At 51.1% G+C, this 23,806-nt stretch carries 23 protein-coding genes and 1 riboswitch; of the genes, 9 read left to right on the top strand and 14 right to left on the bottom strand.

The window, feature by feature from the left end:
* Positions 1-123: 123 nt before the first annotated feature.
* Positions 124-471, bottom strand: coding sequence for an STY0301 family protein (locus ACO0LN_RS02605; RefSeq protein WP_422970831.1), 348 nt, complete (start codon positions 469-471; stop codon positions 124-126).
* A 195-nt stretch (positions 472-666) separates the two neighbouring features.
* Positions 667-2,640 (bottom strand): peptidase U32 family protein, encoded by a 1,974-nt coding sequence (locus ACO0LN_RS02600; RefSeq protein ID WP_422970830.1) that lies wholly within the window; start codon positions 2,638-2,640, stop codon positions 667-669.
* A 305-nt stretch (positions 2,641-2,945) separates the two neighbouring features.
* On the opposite strand from ACO0LN_RS02600, the gene dacB reads away from it, so the two are divergent.
* On the top strand, positions 2,946-4,451 hold the full coding sequence (gene dacB / locus ACO0LN_RS02595; RefSeq protein WP_422970829.1) for a D-alanyl-D-alanine carboxypeptidase/D-alanyl-D-alanine endopeptidase: 1,506 nt from the start codon (positions 2,946-2,948) through the stop codon (positions 4,449-4,451).
* 22 nt (positions 4,452-4,473) lie between these two features.
* On the opposite strand, the gene ACO0LN_RS02590 is transcribed toward dacB, so the two are convergent.
* Complete coding sequence (locus ACO0LN_RS02590; RefSeq protein ID WP_422970828.1) at positions 4,474-5,355, bottom strand: hypothetical protein; 882 nt, start codon at positions 5,353-5,355, stop codon at positions 4,474-4,476.
* Positions 5,356-5,523: 168 nt separating this feature from the next.
* Positions 5,524-6,948, bottom strand: coding sequence for a tetratricopeptide repeat protein (locus tag ACO0LN_RS02585; RefSeq protein ID WP_422970827.1), 1,425 nt, complete (start codon positions 6,946-6,948; stop codon positions 5,524-5,526).
* A 203-nt stretch (positions 6,949-7,151) separates the two neighbouring features.
* Positions 7,152-7,248: riboswitch (glycine riboswitch) on the top strand.
* 614 nt (positions 7,249-7,862) lie between these two features.
* Here ACO0LN_RS02585 and ACO0LN_RS02580 point away from each other — a divergent pair.
* From ACO0LN_RS02580 to ACO0LN_RS02570, 3 genes are all read left to right on the top strand, one after another.
* Positions 7,863-8,612 (top strand): hypothetical protein, encoded by a 750-nt coding sequence (locus ACO0LN_RS02580; RefSeq protein WP_422970826.1) that lies wholly within the window; start codon positions 7,863-7,865, stop codon positions 8,610-8,612.
* Between the two features lie 44 nt (positions 8,613-8,656).
* Positions 8,657-9,244, top strand: coding sequence for a C39 family peptidase (locus ACO0LN_RS02575; protein ID WP_162059793.1), 588 nt, complete (start codon positions 8,657-8,659; stop codon positions 9,242-9,244).
* Positions 9,245-9,383: 139 nt separating this feature from the next.
* Positions 9,384-9,653: a YkgJ family cysteine cluster protein gene (locus tag ACO0LN_RS02570; protein ID WP_422970825.1), complete on the top strand. Its 270-nt coding sequence runs from the start codon at positions 9,384-9,386 to the stop codon at positions 9,651-9,653.
* Positions 9,654-9,789: 136 nt separating this feature from the next.
* Here the strand turns inward: ACO0LN_RS02570 and ACO0LN_RS02565 are convergent, their stop codons facing one another.
* Complete coding sequence (locus tag ACO0LN_RS02565) at positions 9,790-11,409, bottom strand: hypothetical protein (protein ID WP_422970824.1); 1,620 nt, start codon at positions 11,407-11,409, stop codon at positions 9,790-9,792.
* A gap of 290 nt (positions 11,410-11,699) precedes the next feature.
* On the opposite strand from ACO0LN_RS02565, the gene ACO0LN_RS02560 reads away from it, so the two are divergent.
* Together ACO0LN_RS02560 and ACO0LN_RS02555 are read left to right on the top strand one after the other, a co-directional pair.
* Positions 11,700-12,518, top strand: a complete 819-nt coding sequence (locus ACO0LN_RS02560; protein WP_422970823.1) for an ornithine carbamoyltransferase — start codon at positions 11,700-11,702, stop codon at positions 12,516-12,518.
* A gap of 347 nt (positions 12,519-12,865) precedes the next feature.
* A complete protein-coding gene (locus tag ACO0LN_RS02555; RefSeq protein ID WP_422970822.1) occupies positions 12,866-14,590 on the top strand; it encodes a methyl-accepting chemotaxis protein in 1,725 nt (574 codons plus the stop codon).
* Between the two features lie 108 nt (positions 14,591-14,698).
* Here ACO0LN_RS02555 and ACO0LN_RS02550 read toward each other — a convergent pair whose 3' ends face one another.
* A complete protein-coding gene (locus ACO0LN_RS02550) occupies positions 14,699-15,283 on the bottom strand; it encodes a hypothetical protein (protein WP_422970821.1) in 585 nt (194 codons plus the stop codon).
* A gap of 56 nt (positions 15,284-15,339) precedes the next feature.
* Positions 15,340-16,053 (bottom strand): hypothetical protein, encoded by a 714-nt coding sequence (locus ACO0LN_RS02545; protein ID WP_422970820.1) that lies wholly within the window; start codon positions 16,051-16,053, stop codon positions 15,340-15,342.
* 253 nt (positions 16,054-16,306) lie between these two features.
* Here ACO0LN_RS02545 and ACO0LN_RS02540 point away from each other — a divergent pair, with 253 nt between their 5' ends.
* On the top strand, positions 16,307-17,152 hold the full coding sequence (locus tag ACO0LN_RS02540) for an undecaprenyl-diphosphate phosphatase (RefSeq protein ID WP_422970819.1): 846 nt from the start codon (positions 16,307-16,309) through the stop codon (positions 17,150-17,152).
* Between the two features lie 51 nt (positions 17,153-17,203).
* Positions 17,204-19,057, top strand: a complete 1,854-nt coding sequence (recQ, locus tag ACO0LN_RS02535) for a DNA helicase RecQ (protein WP_422971264.1) — start codon at positions 17,204-17,206, stop codon at positions 19,055-19,057.
* A 49-nt stretch (positions 19,058-19,106) separates the two neighbouring features.
* On the opposite strand, the gene ACO0LN_RS02530 is transcribed toward recQ, so the two are convergent.
* The 7 genes from ACO0LN_RS02530 to ACO0LN_RS02500 form a co-directional block, all read right to left on the bottom strand.
* A complete protein-coding gene (locus ACO0LN_RS02530; protein WP_422970818.1) occupies positions 19,107-19,547 on the bottom strand; it encodes a hypothetical protein in 441 nt (146 codons plus the stop codon).
* Between the two features lie 75 nt (positions 19,548-19,622).
* On the bottom strand, positions 19,623-20,147 hold the full coding sequence (locus tag ACO0LN_RS02525) for an ankyrin repeat domain-containing protein (RefSeq protein ID WP_422970817.1): 525 nt from the start codon (positions 20,145-20,147) through the stop codon (positions 19,623-19,625).
* A gap of 231 nt (positions 20,148-20,378) precedes the next feature.
* Positions 20,379-20,792: a hypothetical protein gene (locus ACO0LN_RS02520; protein ID WP_422970816.1), complete on the bottom strand. Its 414-nt coding sequence runs from the start codon at positions 20,790-20,792 to the stop codon at positions 20,379-20,381.
* A gap of 197 nt (positions 20,793-20,989) precedes the next feature.
* Positions 20,990-21,250, bottom strand: coding sequence for a hypothetical protein (locus ACO0LN_RS02515; RefSeq protein ID WP_422970815.1), 261 nt, complete (start codon positions 21,248-21,250; stop codon positions 20,990-20,992).
* Between the two features lie 213 nt (positions 21,251-21,463).
* Positions 21,464-22,027, bottom strand: coding sequence for a hypothetical protein (locus ACO0LN_RS02510; protein WP_422970814.1), 564 nt, complete (start codon positions 22,025-22,027; stop codon positions 21,464-21,466).
* A gap of 109 nt (positions 22,028-22,136) precedes the next feature.
* On the bottom strand, positions 22,137-22,319 hold the full coding sequence (locus ACO0LN_RS02505) for a hypothetical protein (RefSeq protein ID WP_422951496.1): 183 nt from the start codon (positions 22,317-22,319) through the stop codon (positions 22,137-22,139).
* A 57-nt stretch (positions 22,320-22,376) separates the two neighbouring features.
* Positions 22,377-22,739, bottom strand: a complete 363-nt coding sequence (locus ACO0LN_RS02500) for a plasmid stabilization protein (RefSeq protein WP_422970813.1) — start codon at positions 22,737-22,739, stop codon at positions 22,377-22,379.
* A gap of 272 nt (positions 22,740-23,011) precedes the next feature.
* On the opposite strand from ACO0LN_RS02500, the gene ACO0LN_RS02495 reads away from it, so the two are divergent.
* Positions 23,012-23,704: a helix-turn-helix transcriptional regulator gene (locus ACO0LN_RS02495; RefSeq protein ID WP_422970812.1), complete on the top strand. Its 693-nt coding sequence runs from the start codon at positions 23,012-23,014 to the stop codon at positions 23,702-23,704.
* The last annotated feature ends 102 nt before the right edge of the window (positions 23,705-23,806 follow it).

Here is a 23,806-nt window from a genome sequence, read left to right as displayed (position 1 = left end):
AAACAGTATGTGGTTTCGTGCGATGCCGGTCATTCTGCTTTCGGATCTATCAATTTACATCCAGCAAGCCATCACCCCACTCTGTCGCCGGGTCCCGTGAAAAGTCGCCAGTCATGACAGCATTCACTTACATTGAATACTAAACTGATTTTTTTTATTGATTTGATAGTTGCATTTACTAACCCTTTGCTTGAGATCAACCCGCTCAACATGTCCATCGACGTATTTGCAAAGCACCGTAACAGAGCGCTTTTGATCATAGACAGACTCCAATAGCCAATAACCTGAACGTTTGCCGCTCTCTTCTGGCACCAGACTGGCAAGCTCTTCTGGTGTACCGTCGAAGACTGTAACCGATAGAGGAAAAGCAGCGTCGCGGCGTGGGCAAATCTCTGCAGAAAATGCTGGCTGGAGCAGGCTGAATGTCACACATGCGCAAAGTAATTTTTTCAACTTGAATTTGATATGCACAGTATCTCCTTCTTAAGTGACAAAAAAGCGGCAAAAAAGTGACGACAAAAGATGACGTCAGAAAGCTGGTTCCAGATTATCACATTGATACAATAAGTCATTCATCAGAATTTTCACAGACGCTGACCCACGATACAAGAAAGGCCCAAAAAGCATTTCTACTTTTTGAGCCTGCAATTTCCATCCACTAAACCATCATACCGTCTGCGGTCTGTTCTTATGAAAGGTCACGGTACTGTATTGCACTGATGAAGGTGGTGGCGCCTGCAAAATGTGTTTTTTCATTGCACCAATGATGTGCATCTCACATGGCTTGCAGTCGAATTTCAGCGTGTATTTTTCTTCACCGGTGACCAGCGTCATGGGTTCCGCCTTGACCTGGCCTTGTACACCTTGCACGCCCTTGGCTTGTTTTGGGCAAAGGTTGAAGGAGAAGCGCAGGCAGTGCTTGGTGATCATCAGCGATACTTCGCCCGGTTCTTCATGTGACTCGTAGGCGGCGGCGATCAGTTGTACGGCGTGTTTTTCATAGAAGCTGCGGGCCTTGTGGTTGTACACGTTGGCGAGGTAGCTAAGCGTGGTTTCTGGATAAGCTACTGGCGGCTCAACTGCTGGTGTACGCTCAGGGCGCTGCCATGCTGCCAGGCGCGCGACTTCATGCGCGGCTACGGCATCTCGGCGTAAGGAGTTGATGACGGATGATGGTACAAACCAGGGCTGCTGCAAATCCAGATTGACTTGCGCAGCTTCAAACATGGTGTTGCCGAGCTTGGCGAGGTTGTCGCGCAAACCAGCCTCTGCCTTGTCGCGGTTTTGTGCCGGTTCCAGTGCGAGTTGCGTGCTGACTTCAGAAGTCACGCCATCTTCATCGGTAATCTTCAGCAGCAATCCATCAGCCTGTTCTGTCAAAGTCATATAGACAGGAATGCGGCGCTCAGCAGATTTTTTGGTCAACGCATGTTCCCAGCGATGATCGCGGTTGCGATTGATCAGGGTGCCGACTTTGAGGCTGACCAGCTCGGCCATTTTCTCATTCGGGAATACGCGCCAGATTTCACCGTTTTCTGATGTGCCTACGCGTTCTACCGTGTTGGCCTGTATGCCCGCGACTTCGCGTTTGACCATGTAGTTGAGGCCATCGCCATTCGACATGGGTTCATTGGCTTCGATCTCAAAGAAATTGGCAGCCAGGCGGGTGACATAACCGAGGTGCAAGCCTACATATTTGGGTGAGTCGAATGCGCCTATGTCATCGAGGCGGCCATTGGCAAAATAATCGGTATGGCCGCGGTGGAAGTTTTTATCAACGTTAGGTGTGAAGGCAACCTGGCTATGGCCGCTGGAAGCACGTGTGAATTCTGGCCTGCGCTCTAAAATTTCATCCAGCAGCAAGCGGTAGTGGGCTGTGATGTTCTTGACATAGCCCATGTCCTTGTAGCGGCCTTCTATCTTCAATGACTGCACGCCTGCATCGAGCAAGGCTTCGAGATTGCGGCTCTGGTCATTGTCTTTCATCGACAACAAATGTTTTTCATAGGCGACTACCCTGCCCTCGCCATCGCTGAGGGTATAAGGCAGGCGGCAGGCTTGCGAGCAATCGCCACGGTTGGCGCTACGGCCATTGTCGGCATGCGAGATATAGCATTGGCCAGAGAAGGCAACACACAATGCACCGTGGACAAAATATTCCAGCGGCGTGGCAACCTGCGCCTTGATGGCCTGTATCTGTTTGATCGTCAGTTCACGCGCCAGCACCAATTGCGAGAAACCGACATCGCCAAGGAACTTGGCTTTTTCCACGCCACGGATATCGCACTGTGTGCTGGCATGTAGCTGTATAGGTGGTATATCGAGTTCGAGTATGCCCATGTCTTGCACGATGAGGGCGTCGACACCTGCATCGTACAGTTGGCGTATTTGCTTGCGTGCAGGTTCCAGTTCTGAATCATGCAGGATGGTGTTCATAGTCACGAAGATGCGCGCATGATAGCGATGGGCAAATTCGACCAGGCTGGCGATCTCGCTGATCTCATTACTGGCATTGTGACGCGCACCAAACGAAGGGCCACCAATGTACACAGCATCAGCACCATGCAAGATCGCTTCGCGGCCTATCTCTACAGTTTTGGCGGGCGATAACAGTTCGGTCTGGTTGACAAGCAAGCTCATGGTGGTGGCCGGTGACAGGGAAAGGGCGAAATTATAAAGGAAATCAAGGGCTTATGTCATATTTGCTGCTATAACCCAGTATTAATTGAATGTTGATTAAGCAATATTTGCGTTAGCAAAGCTGCTTTCTTGGGTTTCCATCAATATTGAAGCCTGATTTTTATCTTTTGCAGTGTAGATCAAGACGGGCAAATAACCAGAAGATATGTGGCGCAGACAAAATTTCATTGCACAAAAAGAACGCTTTCCTGTTTCCCTTTCTTGCCTGCTCTACAATATGGCTTCATGTCACCATTACCGTATCTATGCGCTTAGCTCCTGCCTGCCTCTTATCCGTTTTACCCTTGCTACCTGCTTTTGCTTTCGCACAGGCCAGTTTGCCGACTACTGTTGAAGCAGCATTCAACAGGACCGCTGTGCCGGTCCAGGCATTCAGCGCAATCGTCATGCCTGCCAGTGGCGGCCAGCCAGTCTTGCTACAATCCGCAGACCGGCCCATGAACCCGGCATCGGCGATGAAGCTGGTGACAACTATCGTGGCACTCGAAGAACTGGGGCCGACCTTTCGCTGGAAAACGCAGATACTGGCCGACAAGAGCAACAAAAAAGACATCTACACTGGCAACCTCTACCTGCGTGGTGGTGGCGAACCCAACCTGACGATAGAAAAACTGGGCAGCATGTTACGTAGCCTGCGCAACCAGGGCTTGCGCCGCCTGCGTGGAGATATCATTCTTGACCGCAGTTATTTCCAGCCTGAGCGGCCAGATATAGGCGCAGCGCAATTCGATGAGTTCCCCGATGCTTATTACAACGTCATACCTGATGCACTGCTGGTCAACAGCAACCTCAGCAGCATCTCCCTGGAATCAACGACGGACAAGATAGAGGCACGCCTGAACACGCCGCTGGACAAGGTCAAGATCGTTAATCACCTGCACTTTAATGAGCTGCCCTGCTCTGCCTGGGAGACTGAATGGCAGCCGCCTGTAATTGAAACTGTCAACAACGTGGCGGATGATCCCGAGACAGAGAATCCAAACGCGCCAGCCAGTAAAAAACCACTGCGTCAGACCACCAAAGCTGGCCTGGAGATCACGCTCAACGGCGGCTTCCCCAAGCGTTGCAAGATCACGAACAATATCAACATCCTTGACCGCAACCAGTATCTTGCGCACCTGATACGTGCGCTGTGGCAAGAGATGGGCGGTACCTGGCAGGGCGAAGTGCGCGATGGCAAGACACCCGCCTCGGCCACGGTACTGGCTGAGCGCCAGTCCGAGCCACTGGCCGATATCCTGCGCATCATCAACAAGCAGTCCGACAATGTCATGGCGCGCATGCTCTACCTGACTCTGGGCGCAGAATCCGCCAACAAGCAGGGCATGACTAACCTGCAAGCAGCGGACGCACGTATCAGGCAATGGTTGTTCAGGCAGGGTATCAACGATGCCGGGCTGGTGCTGGAAAATGGTTCCGGCCTTTCACGAATTGAACGTATCAGCCCACAACAAATGGCGGGTTTATTGCAGGCGGCCGCCCGCAGTAACTGGTATGCAGAATTTGCCAGCAGCCTGCCGGTGGCCTCCATGGATGGCACCATGCGCCGTCGCCTCAAAGGTGGGCCGGCAGAATTGCGCGCCCGCATCAAGACCGGTACCTTGAAAGATGTGGTGGCGATTGCTGGCTATGTACGGGATATCAATGACCAGCAATGGATAGTGGCGGCGATGATCAATCATGATGAAGCCGTCAAGGCGAAAGCCGCTTTGGACGAATTGATTACGTGGGTGGCGGCAGGTCGCCCTTAAATTTCACTACGATCCACTGCGCCTATTTGGCCTTGACCGGCTTGTCATTTGCCACGACATACTTCTGCGTATCAGCATCAAACACCAGCTTCTTCTTGCCCTTTTGCGCAGTGATGACAAAGTCATAGGTGTTGGTGCGTTCACCTGCACTGTCGGTCATGCGGCTGACCTGGCGGTAACCGTAAGTTTTACCTGCAAATTGGACAATGAGCGGGCCGGGTGCGGCAATGCCGGGGGCGAGTTCCCACTTCGCCAGGTAGTCATAGCAATGCGGCGGGTCCCGTTCGTTTTCATGCAGGTGCAGGCGCGGATGCTTGCCCTTGCCGGGGCGCATCATGCTTTCACATTCAGTGCCACTCTCTACATGCTTGACCAGATCAACATCCTTGTCTTTGTCAAACAATGGGGTGATCTTGTCTGCTTCTATGCGCAACAGGCGCAGCCAGACATGGACTTCGTTTTTCTCCACATGGCTATGTTCAATTGCCATGGCAAAGTCACCTGGGAATAATTCCACCATGCTGGTCTTGCTGATGCGACCGTTGGCAGCCAGCCATTCAACCACATCCTGACGGTTGGTCAGCGACCAGGCCTCACCCCGCCGCTTGAACCAATAAGCAGCAATCAAATTGGGCAAACCCGATGCCAGGGGCTCGCCCTTGACCAGCAGGACTGCCGTGTCTGCATCGAGTTTTTGCACGTGCAGGGCATGCATGCGCAATGCCAGTTGAGTCGTCGTAGGAATAGATGCCGGCAATTCGGCCTTTAACTGCGGTGTCCTGATGATGTCCTTGTCGTCATTGATGTCCCAGCCCTTGAACACCAGGCGCATGAGATCACGCTGCTCCAGCGTTTGCACTGACTCATTGCGGGCGCAGGCTCCCAGCATGCACAGGGATAGCATGAGTACTGCGTAAGCAGGGGAGAAAATGAAGCGCCAGGTTAATTGCACAAGGGAAATTCTTCTCGATGAGGCAGTCTGGATTTTAACTGATAGGCAGTGATTGAAGGTTGTTTGATGGACTAAGTATGGTTTTAGCCCACTCACCCAGGCCAGAAGAACACAAAGCCCTTACTCTCCATTCTTGAACCGCCTCACAGCCTCATCCCGCCTGGCGATGAGCTTGTCCCCCTTGGCCTGCATGCCCAGCGCAAAGTATGACTGCGCCAGGGCTTCGAGAGTGTAGATATCCCATTCATTGCCATTTGCCATGCTCTTTTCCAACAGGGCGATGGCTTGTTTGTGGCTGTTCTTTTTGGCGTACAGCAGGGCCAGTTCATTGACCAGTAACTGATATGGCTGGCTGTTGAGGCCGCGCTCAAACCAGGTGCGGGCACCTTCATGGTCTTCGCGATAAATGGCGATGCCGCGGTAATAACAAAGACGTGATTTCAAATCATCGACCAGTATTTCATCGCCGGTGGTTTTTCTGATGTTGCCGATGAAGGTCTCCATCTCAGAAAAAGAACCTCCCCACTGCGGCAACAATTTGCTCAAGTAGGCATATACCGGTGAATACAGGGTGGGGTCATTTTGCAGGACGATTTTCAGCAATGCATCATCACCGTCTTTGATACTGAGTGCCCTGTTACTGGTGATCAACTCACCTGCACAGATACTGCATGATTTTATTTTTTCATTTGCTTTCGTCAGATCGACTCTTGCCAGGCTGGATAATTGATGAAACTCAGCAAACTGTTTTTTGCTGGTCTCAGCAGCCAGTTTATCACCGCGTGCATCCCATGCCTGCTGTTGCAAGAACATGCCACGTGCGAGAGAAGCATAGCCATAGGTGCTGGATTTTAGCCAGGTATCAAACTGCTTTTGAAAGTCTTTGTCCAGGCGCGACAAAGTAGCAAAGCGTTTATACAGGGTATTTGATTTAAGCCTGCCAGCCTTGTTTTGTGCAAAAGCACTATCGAGTGCAATGTCCAGCTTTTTGAATTCGCCTCGCCATAACATGCCCACCAGGATGTTTTGTTCATGTTCTTCATCGGCATAATTGCTACCCAGTTTTTGCAGTTCAGGATTTTCTGTTGAGCTTTTTAACCATACTGCCTGATGTAATTCAGTATTAGCGGCATCGAGGAAAGACTGGTGCCAGATTTCTTGAAAGCCCTCTTGCGCCATACTGTTTTTACGCGCGACATACCATACTGTGGTCATGCCCCAGTATGAATAGAATCTCTCCATATCCCTAGGAAAAGGATGGAAGTAGGCTTTATAGCTGAGCAAGTCCTTGTCATTTTTTTGCCCGACGACCTTATAGGGCATGAAACGGCTTTCCACCATTTTTTGCAGCAGTTGCGTCAGCGCAGAATCAGACAGCCATGCGCTCTCCTTTACTTTTTCATTCGCCGCAATTGGCGTCGCCGGTTTGGTTTGTGCCTGAACCTGCGTAGCAGCAAAACTCAATACCATGGCGCAGGCCAGGCCAAGTTTGCTCAAGGATGAAACTTCTTTTAGACGGAACTTGCTGGATAAATGATCAGGCATGGATGATAACTCAGATTTTTGTAAGCCAATCATAGCCCGACAGACTGGCAAACGCCAAGCATGCTTGCGCATGTGGGATACAAATCACAGACTCAATCAAAACAAAAAAATAATCCTATTGACATCAAAAATGATTTGCAAATGGATAATGTGTGCACTATGCTCATTTCTACAACTTGCACAACAGGTTGAGCACAGCACACCAAACAATATCGGGAGAGACTGCCAAATAAAGATTGTGGCAGCGCCGAAGGAGCAACCGCCCCGGAAACTCTCAGGCAAAAGGACCGTTATTGTTTTCAAACTCTGAAGAGCGGCTGGATTGCGTCACCCAGCACACCGAAGGAGCAAGCATTGCCGCCTTACCCATGGCAGCAGGCGAAATCTCTCAGGTCCAGGACAGAGGGGGTATCCGTTGCGTAACTGCGCACGGACATCCCTTTGACGTCTGGAGTCTGCTTACCATGAAATTCATCCATTTGAACGGTGACACTGTCACCGCGATGGCGGCCGCCTGCGCGCTGTCCATCTATAAAACCGGGTTCTACACTGACTGCAAAACCGAGTTCAAAAACATGAACGACGCTCAACAAACAGCCAGCCTTGATGGCCCTTGCTACAAAGATGATCTCAGTATCACCACAATAACCTCAATCACCTCAATCCGCACAGGCCTTTTGCACTCTCACGATATACGACCGCAGTGTAGTCATATTCATTGTTGACGCTGACCAGCGCAATTTCTTTTTCATAAAAATTCTGATTATAGAGTTCTGAACCGCTCTATAAGAGGATCCCCTATTCCCGTCTGCGCGGGAATGTTGTCCGGCATGTCAGCCATGCCATGTTTCAAGCTGCCCAGTCCGCTTGAATGGGCGAGCTATTGTCTCAATCTAACCAAGGAGTAAATCATCATGCATTTTCACCCTGTTTCAAGATTCAAAAAATCCACCCTGGCTGCTTTGATTGTCAGCATCAGTTGCGCTGTCGCCAGCCCTGCATTATTGGCACAAAATCTGGCCAGCGATATTGGTGGAACAAGCGATCAGGCCCGCCTGGTCAGCGCTGCTGCACAACGCGATTTTGCCGAGTTTGTGCAATTCAATGTGCAGCGTCGCGGCGGTACCCTGCCGTCTGAATTCCCGCTCGAAGTCAATGATGTGCAAGACCTCAAGGACGCGAAGATAGGCTATGGGTTTCCAGTTTATAGCCTGCCGCCGCAAGATGTCATGACAGGCCGTGGTGATCTGCGCAGCATGGCAAAAGCGACCGGTGAATGGCGCTTTGTCATCACCCTCAACGACACACCGATAGGCCTGGCAACCCTGCGGCAAAACAACGGGCACTGGGGTGTAATTTCGTATGGCGGCGCAGTGCTGGCCAAGGATGTCGATGCAGCGATTGCAGTGCATGGCAACAGCACACGCTCCAACCTGCGCTTCATTCGCGTGTATCAGGCCATGTCGGATTTTCTGGAAGTAGTCTCGCCTACCGATGCTCGTGCCCGCTTTGCGCCCTTGCAAGCCGCCCGCCAGAATTTGCTGCTGCAACAGCGCAGTGAAAAACTCGGCACTCAATCTGCCAACAACGGTTTGCTGGAGCAAAGCGACATCCTTGAACCTTTGCGCGTCAGCGTCAAGCGCAATATCGACAGCTTTCGCTAAGCCAGAATCCAGTTGAATATACCTACAATAAATACGGAGATATCATGAAAAAAAATCTGTTAAAGCTCATACTCGTCTTGGGAGCAATGCTGGGCATACCCAGCGCTTACGCGCAATACCGTGCATTGAATGTACCGCTGGTCACGCAAGAACACAGCCAGTGGTGCTGGGCAGGCAGCAGCAAGGCCTTGCTGAGTTTTTATAATCAAAATCCCAGCCAGTGCCAGATTGTGAACTGGGCTTATGGTCTGAACTATGCCTGCGGCAATACCAACTTTAACTGGAATAGCAACGCCAATCAGCCCAACTCCATGTACGGTAGCGGCGGCAGCGTACAAAACATTCTGGCACATTGGGGTGTGCCAAATACAGCCTATAACTATGCATCGTCATGGAACACGGTGGTCAACGACATCAATGCCAACCGCCCTTTCGTGATCCGCTATGGCTGGACCAATGGCGGCGGCCATATCATGGTCGGTACTGGCTATGAGGTGTATAACGGCACCAACTATATCTACATCATGAACCCATGGCCAGGTGAAGGCAAAACCTACCGGACGTATGGTTCTGCCGTGTCCGACTATGACCATCAGTGGACGCATACGCAGCGCATGAATATCAGTGGTTGATTGCCCATAATCTTGTTGTAATATAGCTTATGTAACAGGCAGGCGGGAGCTCGTGCATTCAACACCTCCGGCCTGCTGATCCCCCTAGAGAACAACTTTCTGCTGGTGTGTCATGAGACGCATACTTTACAATGCGCGCATGAGCACTTCTTTTTCCTGCCGCCCCCATTGCGCCGCCTGCTGCATCGCACCATCCATCAGCAGCCCCATACCTGGCATGCCGAACGGCAAACCAGCGGGCGTGCCCTGCATACAACTGGATGAAAATCTGGCCTGCAAGATTTTTGGCCTGTCCAGTCGCCCTGCAGTTTGCTCAGGCTTGCGTGCTTCGGTGGAAATGTGTGGGGATAAGCGAGAAACCGCAATACTGTGGCTGACCCAGCTTGAAGAGGCGACGCAGCCATCCTGAGAAAGTTGCTTGATAAATCAACATGCCAGGCAGAGTAAGCAAGAGTAAGTAAAATGCCGGTAGCGCTTGCGCACTACCGGCATCCTGGCTTAGCTATGTACAACTATACAGCTACCATGCAGCTACCATACAGCGTTTATTTTGCCCAGTGAATCATGCCACGCATTGCAGGCACATTACCTTCGCAATGCTGTTCAAAGCGCAGATCTATGGATGTCAATTCACCCAGGGCATAACTGACATTATCGACGACAAACCAGCCTGTCAGTTTGTTGCAACCACGGCCATTGCCTGACCAGTCCATACCACCGCGCACTGGATTATGAAACGGGTAACGTTGCAGGTCTGCGTAGTAGCCAGGTTTCAATTGCGACAATGAGTTCATGCCGACAAAATTACCCCACCAGCCGCCTGCACCGATGCGCCATGCTGCGGTCAGGTTGGATATTGAAGTGAAACTGGTATTGGCTGGTGTCAGCAATTGCGTGCGGCCTCCACCGATGTAGTCACCACTGTCGCTGACGAGATAAATAAAATTACCTGCTGGCGGTACAAAAGAATCGGCGGGTTTCCACAAATTGGCAGGCACAGGAATTTGCGGTCCTGGCGGTGTCGTTGTGTCATTCGCTACCCAGTGCAACTGGCCACGCAAAGGAACAGTGCTGCCATCACAATACTGTTCAAAACGCAGATCTACTGCTGTCAGAGTGGCGCCGCTGTAACTGATCTTATCTACCGCAAACCAGCCATTCAGATTGTTGCAGCCACGCCCGTCTCCAGACCAGTCCAGACCGCCCAGAACAGGGTTATTGAAAGGATAACGCGACAAGCCGGGATAGTAACCAACAGCCAGCTGCGACATATCTTTCATGCCCTTGAAACTGCCAGTCCAGTTCTGGTCACCAGTGACGTTCACACCCAGAAAGCCAGTTTGAGTATTGAGCTTCAAGCTGGCATTGGATTGGGTATAGGTGTAGGTTTTACCAGCACCGACGTAATCACCGGGACGGCTTTCCAGGTACATGTAGTTGCCGGAAGCAGGCACTGCACTGACAGCGGCTTGCCACAAATTGGCTGGGATGGTTTGTGGTCCACCCGTCTGGCCACCGGTATCTGCCTTGTTCCAGTGTATCTGGCCATGCAAGGCAGGCGCACCACCCTCGCAATGCTGCTCAAAACGCAAATCCAGTGCACTGATGGCCGTGCCAGTCAGCTCGACCTTATCGATGATGACCCAACCCTTGATCTGGTTGCAGCCGCGCCCCTCGCCACTCCACTCGACACCACCAATGGCAGGATCAGCAAAAGGAGTGCGGGTCAGATTCTGGAAATAACCAGCTTGCAGACTGCCCGCAGCAGATGGCAGCAAAAAGCCGCCATTCCAGCTTTGGTTACCCTGCACAGCAGCATTAATTTTCAAACCATTATTGGATGTTGTGATAACTGAATCTGCATTGGTATACAGCAGGGTACGGCCAGAGCCGATATAGTCGCCGTTATCACTTTGCAAATAAATGTAGTTGCCTGTGGCTGGCGTAGCACCAGAAGGAGCAGACCAAAGACCGTCAGGGATAGGGTATTGCAGCGCTGGTGCTACCTGCACCAATGCCTGACCGGCACTGCCGCCGCTGGAAATGGCAGTATTCGCGCCCGTATTAGTTGTCCCCGCGCTATTGCTGCTGCCACCACCGCAGGCAGCCAGCAAGGCCGATAACAGGGCCGTGGCAAGCCCGCGTTTTAACTGTAGAGATGTCATATTAAAAAGGAAATAAATTTCCAGAGTGGGAAAGCTATATTATACTTCTAGCATGATATTTATGCAATATTAACAATGTGATATACAATTTTTGCATCTCAATAAGCTCTAAATAAGCTCTCAACCACCTCGCAACAAGCTTGCATTTCATCATTGGTATCAAGACAAATTGATATCAGGACAAGACCGGGCAGATGTTTATATTTGCAATCAAATTCATCAGCAAGCATGACAAGACCTGTATGCTGACAATGTCATCCCGCTCATAGCCAAGCCTGGCTATCTTTTTTATGAATCTCATCCAGATCACCGACCTGTCCGCCAACGATATTGCCAGCATCTGGGAACTGGCAGAACGTCAGGACATGCGTATCGAGGGGCGTGTCGCCTGGTCGTTTGAGGGCAATGGCATACGCACGCGTACCAGCTTCATACAGGCTTTCCAGGAACTGGGCCTGCATTTTGTTGAATTGCCCAATTTGCTGAAGACAGCGGAGAGAACGACAGACCTGGCCGCCTATCTTGATGACTTTTACGACATCTATGTCATACGCGAACGCAACCATGAGCGCCTGGCGGAACTTGCCGGCAACAGCTGCCGCGCTGTTGTCAATGCACTGTCCAGCCAGGGTCACCCATGCGAGGTATTGACGGATGCGTATTATGTAAATCAGGCAATCGCGCCGATACAGCAGGCGAGAATATGTCTTTGGGGCCCGCCCACCAATATTATGCAGTCCTGGCATGAATTGGCGGTGGTCATGGGCTTTCAGGTCACGCAGCTATGTGAGGCTGCTTTTCATGAAGCGAAATCAAACGTCCGCTATGCCTCATCAATCGAATCCAGCTTTGATATCGTCATCACCGATAGCTGGCCTGAGAGCTATGCAAATGCAGACTGGTCATTGACTACCGGGCATCTTGACCAAATGGGAATGCCGCATTTGTTGCCAACGCCACCATTTTCCATAGGCAGGGAAATCGCCTTTGACCCGGTCAGCTATGCTGGCTTTACTGGCTACCGACAAAAGAACCTGCTCCTGCCAGTACAAAAAGCCATACTGTTCTATTTACTAAATCATAAAAAGTTATCACCTAAACTGTCTTGACATCACTTTTAGATATTTCTCAACTGATGTGGCAAAAACCCTCATATCAATATGGATTTTTGTAAATTTTCACCTAAAATATATGTCACAAATCTTGGTGATACGATGGACTAGCATGTCATCAGACTTGTAAGCGTATAAGATTTGGCTATAGCATAAGCAACAATTTTTATAGAAATTTGCATTAAAGTCATACAAACTTCATACAATCGGCTTATTACTTCAAAGTATAATTACCATATGGAAATTATATTTCCAATCTTCATGATGCAGGCCATTAAGCATACTGTACCTCAGTACACAGGTCTGCATTTTCAATTTGTCTTACGACAACAAATAGAAAATCTATGACCTCTCTGTTCAAACACCTCTCGGTGGGTAAGCGCTTAGGCTTTGGCTTCGTCCTTATCCTCTCCCTGTTCTTCGTGACTACACTGGTTGCCATCATCAAACTTAATACCGTTGCGGCGGCGGCAGACAATTTATTGAAAGACCCGCTGGCAACTGAGCGCATGATCAGTGACTGGTACCGCAATATTCACACAGGCGTTCGCCGCACAACAGCGATTGCCAAAAGCAGTGATCCCTCACTGGCAACCTTCTTTGCCGCTGACCAGGAGGAATCAACCAGAACTTCTGGCATTTTGCAAAAAGAAATCGCTGAGCACATGAAGAGCCCTGATGAAGTCGCCCTCTTCAAGGAAATCGGCGTACAACGCCAGGCCTATATCAGTGCCCGCAATAAAGTGGTAGAACTTAAAAAAGACGGTAAGATCGATGAAGCCAATACGGCACTGGATAAAGAATTCATTCCGGCATCGGTCATTTATGTCAAAAAAATAGAAGAAATGCTGGCCATGCAGCGCAAGCAGATTGATGATACCTCTGCTGAAATCCAGCAGACGTATCAAACCAGCCGCATTCTCTTGATCGTGCTGTCGGTGATTGCCGCAGCGTTGTCAGTGCTGTGCGCCTGGCTGATGACAATCTCGATTACCCGCCCCCTGGCCAGAGCCACGGCAGTTGCCGAGAAAATGGCTCAGGGTGATTTGAGTGAAGCCCTGGAGATCAAACTGAATGATGAAATCGGCAAGATGATGCATGCCATCAATGGCATCAACACCGGACTCAGCAGTGTTATTGGTAATGTGCGCCATGGCACCGAGACCATCAATGTGGCAGCGGCAGAAATTGCCTCTGGCAATGCTGACCTGTCATCCCGCACGGAATCACAAGCCAGCTCACTGGAAGAAACCGCCTCATCCATGGAAGAGCTGACCTCTACCGTCAGGCAAAATGCCGACAATGCGCGCCAGGCCAATCAACTGGTGATCTCGGCATCCGGCGTGGCCGTCAAGGGTGGCGAAGTGGTTGGACAAGTGGTGGAGACCATGGGCTCGATCAAAGAAAGCTCACGCAAGATTGTTGATATTATCTCCGTCATTGACGGCATCGCCTTCCAGACCAATATCCTGGCCTTGAACGCTGCAGTTGAAGCAGCCCGCGCTGGTGAACAAGGCCGTGGTTTTGCAGTGGTAGCGACCGAAGTGCGTAACCTGGCGCAACGCAGCGCATCTGCGGCTAAAGAAATCAAACACCTCATTGATGACTCGGTGGGCAAGGTCGAGCATGGCAGCAAGCTGGTTGATACTGCTGGCCAGACCATGACAGACATCGTCTCCAGCGTCCAGCATGTGGCCGACATCATGAGTGAAATCACCGCAGCCAGCCAGGAACAAAGTGCCGGTATCGAACAAGTGAACCTGGCCGTCACGCAGATGGATGAGATGACTCAGCAAAATGCTGCCCTGGTAGAAGAAGCTGCTGCAGCAGCAGAGAGCATGCGCGAGCAGTCAGGCAAATTGTCTGAGCTGGTGTCCCAGTTCCACATAATGGAGCAGGTGCAAAACCCTGCCGTGCAAACTGGCCGCCCCGTGAATGCAGGACGCCCACCAGTCATTGCCAGGGCTGCAGCCAAACCAGGCAATGCGGCAAATGCAGCCAAAGCGCCAATCCGCCAGATACCGCAAAGAAAAACAAAAGCCGCTGAGCAGGATTGGGAAGAGTTTTAATTACTGAATAGCCAGACCAGCAACTTTGCGATTCAGCAAATTTGCTGGACTGGCTTGGGAAATTGAATTTCCTGCTACCCGTTTTTTGCAAATCCCTCAATCCTGCGATCAAATCTTGATGCGCATGGAATCACCACTCAAAAAGAACAACGAGATGCCGTCATCATTTTGAATGACACGCACGACTGACTGCTCCAGGCTGGCCGCATACAACTTGCTGCCATCCGGGCGGTAGATGCCAAACCACATGCGCTGGGTACTTGTGCGGGAATTGGCCGCCAGCAAAAGGTAGTTGCGCCCGCCTATCTGCACTTCGCTGGCTTGCAGATCGCCCATGTAAAAAGCAGAGGGTATGCGTTCCAGCATGATACGCAGGCCATCATGATAAACCTGGATCAGTACGCCATTGTCGGTGCCAGAGCGGACAAAATTGAATTCAAACGAACCCATCCTGGTAGGTGTATTGCGGCGTACGTGCACGTGGTCGGCAAAGTCGGCAAAATAATTATTGCGGTCAGCGCGCGTCTTGTTGTTTACTTGCTGGGTGATTTCGGTTTGCACATCTTTCTCCTTAAATTCAGGGTAATTCCAGGCTTCAGCCCTGACTGCATCGCTGTCGCGCCCAGCACCGGCAATTCCTCCGCCAACGACAGGCAATGCGATGAAGCACCCACTCAAATTTATACAATTCATACACAAGCAAGCTAACAGGGCAAAGCGCTTGCGTGGTGCCCCTGGCCTGCTCTTCATTAATGCTCAGGCCTGATCAGCAAACGCCTGCCGGAACCTGAGGTATCGACGATGGAAATACCGTCGGCATGCTCCGTTAATTGCCAGTGCCCGTGAGGCAGACCTATGCGATAGACGGGGTTGCCATCTGCCGCAAATATCGCCAGCCACATGGGCCTGTGTAAAAAGCCGTTGGCCACGGTCAGCACATAGGTGTCATTGCCGACCTTGAGACTGGCCGCTTCCAGGCGGCGGTAACTTTGCTCGCCGGTAAACACCGGCGATATGCTTTCACTCACCATGAACCTGCCATTCCTGCTGATCTGCACCTGGTCAAGCAGGCTCGCACTCATCAGGGCACTGTCCGCAGGTGTGTTGCGCGGCAGATGCTCGGCTTTGCTGTAGGTGACGACAAATTCCTGCAAACGGGCAGGCACACTGCCATCCACCTGGATGTGGTGAGCAAACTGCGCCAGATGCTGGTTGGCGTCTGGCAAGCGCCAGACATACTGTTGCCGCACCAGCGTGACTTCAACCTGGTTACTGCGGAATTCCGTCAATACAGTATCTGCGCCGCCGTCCAGACCTGCCCCCGCCTGGGCTGGTGGTGCTGGCATGGTCGTCGTGCTGCAGGCACTCAGGCCAAGAATCAAACTCAACACCACAAGCGCGTGCAGGCTGGCAGCGCGGCCATGCTGACAAAATGCGGTATATCGTTTGGGTTGCAGGGACATGCGGTATCAAGACATCATCATTAAACAAGCTGAAGTATCGCGACGCTTAATTTTTGTGACAATGAAATTAGATAAAGTACTAAAATACGGTACTTATGGTGCAGGCTGCTGCCATCTGGCAAATGTTCAAATATGGCTATCCTGCAAATAAATGCAATTGCACACTGGCTGTCGCCAGCAAATTTTCAAGCAGGTGTGACGGGCGACATGCTAAGCTTCGTCCCGACTAAAACTTCCTTATTTTTGCGTTTTTATGGATCTACTACTCGCCGTCAAAGTCATCATCATGGGCATCGTCGAAGGCTTGACGGAATTCTTGCCCATCTCCTCCACTGGCCACCTGATACTGACAGGCAGTTTGCTGAATTTCACCGGCGAGAAACAAAAAGTATTTGAGATCGTCATACAGGCCGGTGCGATTTTTGCGGTGTGCTGGGAGTACCGTGCCAAGATAGCCAGCGTCGTGGGTGGCCTGGGCAACGATCCCAAAGCCCGCAAGTTTGCGCTTAACCTCATCGTCGCCTTCCTGCCAGCAGCCGTACTGGGCTTGCTGTTTTCCAAAAAAATCAAGGCTGTCCTGTTTGCACCGGTACCGGTTGCCCTGGCGTTTATCATAGGCGGCATCATCATCCTGCTGGTGGAGCGCAAGCAGGCAGGTGCAGACGCTCACGACAGCAGCCATGCGCGCATACAGACTGTCGATGACATGAGCCTGCTCGATGCCCTCAAAATAGGCCTGGCGCAATCGCTGGCCCTGATCCCCGGTACCAGCCGTTCTGGCGCGACTATCATAGGCGGCATGCTGTTTGGCCTGTCGCGCAAGGCGGCAACTGAATTCTCATTCTTCCTGGCGATACCTACGCTGCTGGGCGCCACCGTGTATTCGCTGTACAAGGCGCGTGAAGAGTTGTCGATGGCAGACTTGCCCATGTTCAGCCTGGGTACGGTTGCCGCCTTTATCTCGGCATTCTTTTGCGTGCGCTGGTTGCTGCGTTATATCAGCTCGCATAATTTCAATGTGTTTGCCTGGTACCGTATCGCCTTTGGTATCATGATCCTGATTACCGCCTACACTGGCGCGATTACCTGGGCAGACTGATTGGTGATAACTGAAGTGACAACAGAGGTAACTACCGCAGTGACGACAGCAGTGACGGCGGGCTATACGCATACAAATACCGGCAGCAATACGGTAGATCAGGCCCTGCACGTATTGCAGACCGTATTTGGCTACCCGGCTTTCCGCTCCCAGCAAGGGCAAATCGTTGAGCATGTCGTCAATGGCGGCGATGCCCTGGTGCTGATGCCTACGGGCGGCGGTAAATCTCTGTGCTACCAGATACCAGCCCTGCTGCGCAGTGGGGTGGGCATCGTCGTATCACCCCTGATCGCACTCATGCAAGACCAGGTTGATGCCCTGGCCGAGGTTGGCGTGCGTGCCGCCTTCCTGAATTCGACCCAGAGCTTTGATGAAATCCTGGCAGTAGAAAAGAAAATGCGCGAAGGCGATATTGATCTGGTGTATATCGCCCCGGAACGCCTGCTGACCCAGCGCTGCCTTGAGTTGCTGCAAGTCGTCAACATTGCCCTGTTTGCGATTGATGAGGCGCACTGCGTCTCGCAATGGGGCCACGATTTCCGCCCGGAATACATCAAGCTGTCGGCTTTGCATGAACGCTTCCCGAATGTGCCGCGCATCGCCCTGACAGCCACGGCTGACCAGCAAACCCGCGATGAAATCATCCACAGGCTGCAACTGGAAAACGCGATGCAGTTCGTGTCGTCTTTTGACCGCCCGAATATCCGTTACCAGATCGTAGAAAAAGCCAATGGCCGCAAGCAACTGCTGGACTTCATCATGGCCCAGCACAGCGGTGATGCTGGCATCGTGTATTGCCTGTCCCGCAAAAAGGTTGAAGAAACGGCTGAATTTTTGAATGAAAACGGCATCACTTCGCTGCCCTATCATGCCGGTATGGAGCTGACTGACCGTAGCCGCAACCAGGCGCGCTTCCTGCGTGAAGATGGTATCGTTATGTGCGCCACCATTGCCTTTGGCATGGGCATAGACAAACCCGATGTCCGTTTTGTCGCCCATCTGGATTTACCAAAAAGCATAGAAGGCTATTACCAGGAAACTGGCCGTGCTGGCCGCGATGGTGCCAGCGCCAATGCCTGGATGGCCTATGGCTTGCAGGACGTGGTACAGCAGCGCCGCATGATCGATGAGTCAGAAGCGAATGAAACTTTCAAGCGGGTGCAAAGCGTCAAGCTCGAAGCCATGCTGGCCCTGTGCGAAACCTTGAATTGCCGCCGTACCCACATACTGGAATATTTCGGCCAAGCCGCCCAGCCCTGCGGCAATTGCGATACCTGCATCAGCCCGCCCAGTTCATTTGATGGCAGTGTGGCTGCGCAAAAAATACTGTCCACCATTTACCGTGTAGACCAGCGTTTTGCCGCTGGCCATGTCATCGATATCTTGCGCGGCATAGATACCGAACGCGTGCAGCAATGGCGGCATGAAAAATTATCGACTTACGGCATAGGCTCGGACAAGAGCGAAGCTGAATGGCGCGCCTTGTTACGCCAGTTGATCGCCCTTGGCCTGGTTGCAGTCGATTATGAAAACTATAGCTCGCTAAAACTGACAGAAGCATCCCGCGCCGTACTACGCGGTGAGATCAAGGTGCAGCTGCGCCAGTACAAAAAAGCTGAAAAAGCCGTCAAACACAAACGCCAGTCCGCCAAGGACTTTTCCGAATCTGATCTCGATAGCGCGGCACAGACTGTCTTTGACAAACTGCGCTGGTGGCGCGTAGAAACTGCACGCACCCACAATGTGCCCGCCTACGTCATCTTCCCCGACGCCACCCTGCGCGAAATCGCCCGCCAGCAGCCTGCTACCCTGCCCGCGTTGCGTGCGATATCCGGTGTCGGTGACAAGAAGCTGGAGAGTTATGGCAAAGAGATTATTGAGTTGATAGAAGAGTTGCGCGCTTGATATCAAACGCGCTATTGCAGGTCGCTATTCGCTCTTGAGAGGCTGTCGCCTAAGCCTCAACCCTCCCAACACAAATACCATGCAACAACGCTGTATCGTGAACTTGCTTTGCCAGCTCTGCATCGTCAATCACTAGCGTGGATTTGTTTTGATTGTTTGCAAACAAGTGCCTGGAAGTGTCTGTTACTTCCTCCAGCACGATCAAACCTTCTTTCCGACAATTTGCGGTAATAATTCTTGCCTGTCTTGACTCGAATCTCCCAAGGGAGTAAGTCTGGCTTCCGCACAGACGGGCAATGACCTGGGCAAGTGGAAGAGAACTAAATTCATGCACGGTACGCCTTACCGCCATCATTTCCAAGTTTGATGGTCCAGTAAGATCAAATTTTAGCGATAAATCGACATATGCTTGATAGACATAGATTAATTCCCAGCCAGGTTGAGAGCCGTCCCAGAGATATTGATATTGACGAACATCTTGCGTACTCATGTTTTTTATGTTGATGTTGATTTTGGTTTGATCGCCTTGAGGCGGACTTGTAGAGCGCAGGCCAGCTTTCGACTACTACATAGCTTCGCTCTTTCGCGAAATTTCCAATTCAGAAAGAAAGATAGCAATTTTTGTCTGCCCTCTCTCCTCTGCAAAGGTCAATGCGTTTACAGTCTTCATGGAAGCCCCACTGTACTGGATAGATGCATCAAAACCGTTTTCAACAAGAATCTTTACAGTGTCAAAACTACCAGCGTAAATCGCACTAAATAACGGATTTCTTTCAGGCTCAGTAACGTCAAGTTCAGAACCACACGAGATGAGATATTTAACAACGTCATGATGCCCATTTGAAGCAGCGGAATTGAGAGCATTTCCTTTTAAGGTTCCTCCTCGAGTGTTAATATCCAGTCCCAAATTTACCAACTCTTTTGCTATTGAAAGTGCCCCTATCGCAGCGGCAATATGCAACCATGTCCCAAATGGGGTCATCATAGTTAGGAAATCTACATTCGATCTAAGTAAATCAAATGTTCGATCTGCATCACCGTTAAGTATGCAGGCCCGAATCTCTCTTGCCTTTTCCAATCTATCATCCATTATTTATCTCTTCTGCACGGCCAGTTGTGACTCGTTAAGAGAAGGGGCTTCCACATTTTTTATAATCTCATTTTTTAAAACTTTAGCCATTTTTTTCCAAAGATGGTGATGTGGTGACGGGATTTGCATTAGCAAACAAGGCGAGTAGCTACTTAACTTCATCATTTAAAAAATTGGAATCATGTTATTCAATTCAACTTTGTTTAAATTCGCTGGGATCAGGCCTGACATTCATGCATTTCCAACCCGGTAGGTATTGACTGCACTCCTCAACCAAAAACATTCCCCCACGTCTGGTAATTCACGAACAACAAAGCCGCGTCTTTCCAGTACGCGGCGTAATTTCAGGTTGGGTCTGGCACAGTGTACGGCGTGCACCCGCCACTCCAGAAACTGCAAACCTTCGCGTTGTGCATAGCGCTTGGCCAGTGATGCCAGGGCGGGTAAGGCACCTTCGCCGCCACCATCGACATGCGCCAGCTCCAGAATGAGGGTGTCGCCAGAAACGCAAAAGCGGCCCAGCATATTTGCTGACCCGGCCTTGAAGACCAGAGCTTCATCGCTGAGTATGATGGATTGCATCAGTTCAGCAGGAAGGTTCAGGATTTCGTCGGTGGTGTAGCCTTCCAGCAGTATGTTTGACATGGATTTGATGGATGATCAATATTGGTTAAAGATCATAACAAAATTCAGCCAGCCGGGGTCGCGGTGATGTGCTGGTCATCTTCGCACAGCGTGCAAGTACCACGCAGGCAAGCAGTCATGCTGGCGATGCCGCCATGGCTGCGGGCAATCTCCTGCTTTGTGCTGACGGCGCGGATAATGAAAAAATGAACTCGGACTTAATCCAGCTCAGCCAGTATCGCATCTATTTTCATTTTCGCATCGCGGATAACGGCAAGTCTCGCTTCGGTTTCACTGTTTGCCTTGAAGGGTCCGCTGAACTGCTGGGCAATTTCCAGCCCTTGCGCACCATACTTTTGTACTTCGCCGCTGGCAGACCAGTGGCCGTCTGGCCGGGGGAAGGCGATCACAAAAATATCATAATTCTTGTAATGCATGCTTGGCGTTCGCTCTAGGGTGGGTTGAAGTCTGCTGTTCATGATTGCTCCTGATAGTGGGTCCCTGTGCCGGCAAAAAGGGAAACCGCATTTGATTGAACCAGGCAACTGGGCCGGACACTGCATGCGGGCGAGGATGTTTATTCGCTTGCAGTGGTGCATTAATGATGAATTAGTGGTGGATTTGTGATGCAAGAATAATGCAGAAATTGCCTGACAAATCAATGAGTGCAGTTAGTGATATGCCCACTGATCCTACCAATATTCAAAAACTGCCAGCACCCTGACGCCTCTGTGCGCTGCACCGCGCAGGCGCAATGCGCCTTTATCACTGAACCGGTATTCCAGCCAAAGATGGTCACTGCCAGCCTGTGAATAGCGCAAACCAAACTTGGACAAAGTGCCTGGTTTTTCTTGCCTGGCAGCAGTCGCAGACTGGCTGTAATACTCTCTTGTCACGCGGGTATATAAGTCAGATCCATTCGCCGATTGCGCATTGCCACTTCTGCCAGCAAGCTGTGCGTCAGCGACGGGAGGAACAGGTGGGCCATTCAAGTCGGACTGTCCGGATTGTCCAGATTCGGGCACTGCTACACCTTCTGATGCACCTGCAGCTGCAAGCTCTTGCGCCGCACCCGCATCGCGCTCAGCAATTGCCTGCTCTTTGGTAACAGCCTGTTCTTTAGCTGCTCCTGTGACGCGGCTCATTTGTTGCCCTGCGCTTTCTCTGCTGACCGACAACCTTGCATCTTGAGCACAGGCATATTGTGCATACATCAAGAGACTGCATAAGGTCAGGCTTACATAATGAGCGCTCATGATTATCTCTTCACAAACAATGAAGTCAGCAAGACCATGGCCAGGACTCCATACAAAACGAGTTGCGGCGTATTCATGATCTTCCCCTATGCCTGCGTGACTGCTGTGGTTAATTTTCCACCAGGTTCAAATGACCTGGCAACTTGGAGTAAGAACGACCTTGCGGTAATTCTATTCTGATATGGGCATATTCCCATTCAACTTCATTCGCTTCTGCCGCAGCCTTCGCGGTCCGTAATGCAACGAGCAGCCATTGTTGTGCCGGTGCCTTATTGATGCCGATGACAATCATGATTTCACCCATGCAAAGAATGATTTATCTAGTTTTAATCATTTTTTTAACTCTTAGTTATCCTGCACTTGTATTCGCCTGCCTGTGTCCTTTGGGGCTATCGACTGCCCTTTCCAGTTCAGCCTTGTTCATGCCCGAGCGGCCCCGGATATTTTTCCTGCGCGCTTCCTGATATAACTGCGCGAAGGTACGACCAGCCAGGCCACTATGTGAATGAAGCCCGCCGCGCCTCCCTGCGGGCATATCCTGCAGAGAGGTCTTGCTCGCTAGCTTACTCTCGCCATGCTGTGCTCTCTCTTTGTTAACGGTGCGTGCAGCAATTTCTGTAGCCAGGCCGGGCTTGCGGCCACTGTTAATTAAGTTGTCTTTGATATGCTTGAACTGACGCTCTCTTTTTGCACTCCATGTAGTTCTTGGCATGATCGCCCCCTTATTTTCTTAACTTTATTTTTTTAACTTTATTTTTTTTAATTAAGCCGTGATATTCGCCTTGCATCCATGAGTTGAATAATAGTCCGCCCCTGTCAAGAACAAAATCGGACTAAGACGATACTTGCGTAAGACTATGCTGACGAAGTTGCTGTAATGCAGTGCAAATAATTCCCCGTGCTGCCTGCTGCAGTTGATCAGGTTAAAATTGCATGATTTATAGACATTGACCATTATGTCTGACTACATAACCGGATATACACATGTCGCGCACTGAACGCCTGCTACAACTGATGCAAATCCTGCGCAGGCATCGTTACCCTGTCAGCGGTGCAGCGCTGTCTCAAGAGTTGGGGATTAGTTTGCGCAGCCTGTACCGCGATATCGCTACCCTGCAAAACCAGGGTGCAAAAATTACCGGTGAAGCGGGTGTAGGCTATGTCTTGCAGCCGGGGTTTACCCTGCCACCCTTGATGTTCACTGAAGAAGAGATTGCCGCCATTGCCCTGGGTTCGCGTTGGGTGGCGCAGCAGGCAGACCATAAACTGGCACTGGCAGCACGCGATGCGCTGGCAAAAATTGCCTCGGTCTTGCCAGCAGAAGCCAGGCTGGAACTGGAGACCAGCGGTTTGCTGATAGGCCCCAGCAGCAAGAACGCTGGCAATGATGAGCAGTTGCGCGAGATACGCCTGGCCATACGCAAGCAACACAAGCTGGTACTTGAATATCAGGATGAAACCGGCAAGGCCAGCGAACGCATCATCTGGCCTTGCGCCCTGTCCTTCTTTGATAATTTGCGCATCATCGTCGCCTGGTGTGAATTACGCAATGATTTCCGACACTTCCGTACTGACCGCATACAAGCCTTGCAGGTAGCAGATCAAACCTACCCACGTTCACGCCAGGCCTTGTTGAAGGAATGGCGCGAGCAACAGGGGATCAGGGCTGAGCGCTAAAACAGCCGGGCTATGGAAAGCAGGTTCCACGCAAGACTGCATATTTGCCGCTAATGCTGATTTCGGTTTTATAATGGGCTTGAGAAAACCTCAGCCCACACA

Source organism: Undibacterium sp. TC9W (assembly GCF_049339865.1).
GTDB lineage: Bacteria > Pseudomonadota > Gammaproteobacteria > Burkholderiales > Burkholderiaceae_D > Undibacterium.
Note: the sequence above shows the minus strand (reverse complement) of the source record. Positions and strands in the feature narration are given on the sequence as shown.

Coding starts and splice junctions, on each gene's coding strand:
- ACO0LN_RS02500 (WP_422970813.1), bottom strand. CDS start 22,739: ATGCCAAGAACTACATGGAGTGCAAAAAGAGAGCGTCAGTTCAAGCAT.
- ACO0LN_RS02580 (WP_422970826.1), top strand. CDS start 7,863: ATGCATTTTCACCCTGTTTCAAGATTCAAAAAATCCACCCTGGCTGCT.
- ACO0LN_RS02600 (WP_422970830.1), bottom strand. CDS start 2,640: ATGAGCTTGCTTGTCAACCAGACCGAACTGTTATCGCCCGCCAAAACT.
- ACO0LN_RS02550 (WP_422970821.1), bottom strand. CDS start 15,283: ATGAATTGTATAAATTTGAGTGGGTGCTTCATCGCATTGCCTGTCGTT.
- ACO0LN_RS02590 (WP_422970828.1), bottom strand. CDS start 5,355: ATGCTATCCCTGTGCATGCTGGGAGCCTGCGCCCGCAATGAGTCAGTG.
- dacB (WP_422970829.1), top strand. CDS start 2,946: ATGCGCTTAGCTCCTGCCTGCCTCTTATCCGTTTTACCCTTGCTACCT.
- ACO0LN_RS02575 (WP_162059793.1), top strand. CDS start 8,657: ATGAAAAAAAATCTGTTAAAGCTCATACTCGTCTTGGGAGCAATGCTG.
- ACO0LN_RS02525 (WP_422970817.1), bottom strand. CDS start 20,147: ATGGATGATAGATTGGAAAAGGCAAGAGAGATTCGGGCCTGCATACTT.
- ACO0LN_RS02560 (WP_422970823.1), top strand. CDS start 11,700: ATGAATCTCATCCAGATCACCGACCTGTCCGCCAACGATATTGCCAGC.
- ACO0LN_RS02565 (WP_422970824.1), bottom strand. CDS start 11,409: ATGACATCTCTACAGTTAAAACGCGGGCTTGCCACGGCCCTGTTATCG.
- ACO0LN_RS02555 (WP_422970822.1), top strand. CDS start 12,866: ATGACCTCTCTGTTCAAACACCTCTCGGTGGGTAAGCGCTTAGGCTTT.
- ACO0LN_RS02515 (WP_422970815.1), bottom strand. CDS start 21,250: ATGAACAGCAGACTTCAACCCACCCTAGAGCGAACGCCAAGCATGCAT.
- ACO0LN_RS02585 (WP_422970827.1), bottom strand. CDS start 6,948: ATGCCTGATCATTTATCCAGCAAGTTCCGTCTAAAAGAAGTTTCATCC.
- ACO0LN_RS02545 (WP_422970820.1), bottom strand. CDS start 16,053: ATGTCCCTGCAACCCAAACGATATACCGCATTTTGTCAGCATGGCCGC.
- ACO0LN_RS02540 (WP_422970819.1), top strand. CDS start 16,307: ATGGATCTACTACTCGCCGTCAAAGTCATCATCATGGGCATCGTCGAA.
- ACO0LN_RS02570 (WP_422970825.1), top strand. CDS start 9,384: ATGAGCACTTCTTTTTCCTGCCGCCCCCATTGCGCCGCCTGCTGCATC.
- ACO0LN_RS02505 (WP_422951496.1), bottom strand. CDS start 22,319: ATGATTGTCATCGGCATCAATAAGGCACCGGCACAACAATGGCTGCTC.
- ACO0LN_RS02520 (WP_422970816.1), bottom strand. CDS start 20,792: ATGTCAAACATACTGCTGGAAGGCTACACCACCGACGAAATCCTGAAC.
- ACO0LN_RS02530 (WP_422970818.1), bottom strand. CDS start 19,547: ATGAGTACGCAAGATGTTCGTCAATATCAATATCTCTGGGACGGCTCT.
- ACO0LN_RS02495 (WP_422970812.1), top strand. CDS start 23,012: ATGTCGCGCACTGAACGCCTGCTACAACTGATGCAAATCCTGCGCAGG.
- ACO0LN_RS02510 (WP_422970814.1), bottom strand. CDS start 22,027: ATGAGCGCTCATTATGTAAGCCTGACCTTATGCAGTCTCTTGATGTAT.